The following is a 1,510-nucleotide window of genomic DNA, read 5'->3' as shown; positions in this document are numbered from 1 at the left end:
CAGAGGTGGGGCAGCGCCCAGCGGAGCCGGGCCGCGATCGAGCCGCCCGCGACCCAGTGGCCGCGCCTGCCGCCCTCGTCGGCAGCCGCGATGGCGACCTCGACGGCGTCGGGCAGGCTCGCCCCGCCGACCCCGGCGCTCACCGCCGCGCCGACGGCGGCCGCGGCCGCGATGCCGATGCCGGTGTTGTGGGTGGGTGCGCTGACGTGGGCGACGGCGTCCACGAAGGACGTCAGGTTCGAGGCGTCGACGGCGATCCCGACCGGCGTGACGCGCATGGCGGCGCCGTTGGTGCTGCCGGTGCGGCCCGCCTCCTCGACCGGCACCCCCTCGCCCAGCCGGACCAGTGCCAGCTTGGTGGACGGTCCGAGCAGGTCGAGCGAGCCGCGGTCGCGCATCCGCGCCTCCCAGGCCAGCAGCCGCTCGGCCAGCACGGTCGGGTCGACCTCGCCGCCGCTCTCGACCAGCAGTTCGGCCACCAGCACGGCCTGCTCGGTGTCGTCGGTGATCGACCCGGCCGCCATGCCCGCGGCGATCCGCTGCCGCGGGCCCGCGGCGACGAACCCGGTGATCGGTCCGTAGTCGGCCAGGATCTCGGCGTGCGACATCGACTGGGTGGGCATGCCCAGCGCGTCGCCCAACGCCAGCCCGTGGAAAGCGGCCAGTGCCCGCTCGGTGATCACCGGCTCACGCCCCGAAGCTGACGTGCAGCCGGAACCTCTTCGGGTCCAGCCAGCTCACGACCTTCTCGACGAAGTTCCCGTCGGCGTCGCGGGCGATGCGGGTGGTGTGCAGGAACGTCTCGCCGGGCTCACGGCCCAGCAGGCGCGCGTCGGCCTCGCCCAGCGCCGCGACCGCGATCCACTGGTCGCCACGAGCGGGCACCAGTCCCGCCGCGGTCATCGTCTCGGACAACGAGTCGTCCTTCAGCCCGAGCTCGGGTGCTTGGGCCAGCGCACCTACGGCGGGCACCCGGCTGCGCTCCAGCGAGACCGCCGTGCCGTCGTCGGTGAGCCGACGAATCCGGTCCAGCGCCAGGAACTCCATCGCACGGGAACCCACGGTGGCCGCCAGGTCGGGATCGACCACCCGTTCCATCCGCACGACCTCGGCCCGTGTGTGGATTCCGGTCATCGCCAGCGCGAGCCCCCAGCTGGGCGACTCGTCCAACGACCGGCCGTCGAACGTCACGAACGACCCGACACCCGTCTGCGTCTCGATCAGGTTGTCCCGCGCCAAGCCCTCCAGCGCGCCCCGGATCGTGCTGCGGCTGACCGCGAACCGCCGTGCCAACTCGTTCTCGCCCGGCAACAACGACCCGGTCGGGTGCTCGCCCGCCAGGATCGCCTCGCGCAGCCGCCCGGCGACCTCGTGCCGCTTGAGCGACGACCTCGGTCGGGATGGCCCCATCGCGTCGTTGTTCATACAGGGACGGTACCTGTATGTCACCTGTACGGTCAATGGTGTCGGGTGGACGCGCGGGCAGGGCCCTCCCCGAGGTCCGGGGAGG

Annotated in this window: 2 protein-coding genes; both read right to left on the bottom strand. The window is 73.3% G+C overall.

The window, feature by feature from the left end:
* Window positions 1-623: ADP-ribosylglycohydrolase family protein (locus ACFWW9_RS46120; RefSeq protein ID WP_390390009.1), on the bottom strand; the 623-nt coding region annotated here is incomplete at its 3' end.
* A gap of 64 nt (window positions 624-687) precedes the next feature.
* Window positions 688-1,425, bottom strand: coding sequence for a GntR family transcriptional regulator (locus ACFWW9_RS46115; RefSeq protein WP_390390008.1), 738 nt, complete (start codon window positions 1,423-1,425; stop codon window positions 688-690).
* Between the last annotated feature and the right edge of the window lie 85 nt (window positions 1,426-1,510).

It is taken from the genome of Umezawaea sp. NPDC059074 (genome assembly GCF_042738955.1).
Lineage (GTDB): Bacteria > Actinomycetota > Actinomycetes > Mycobacteriales > Pseudonocardiaceae > Umezawaea.
The sequence above is the reverse complement of the archived record's forward strand: the minus strand, read 5'-3'. Positions and strand labels throughout refer to the sequence as shown.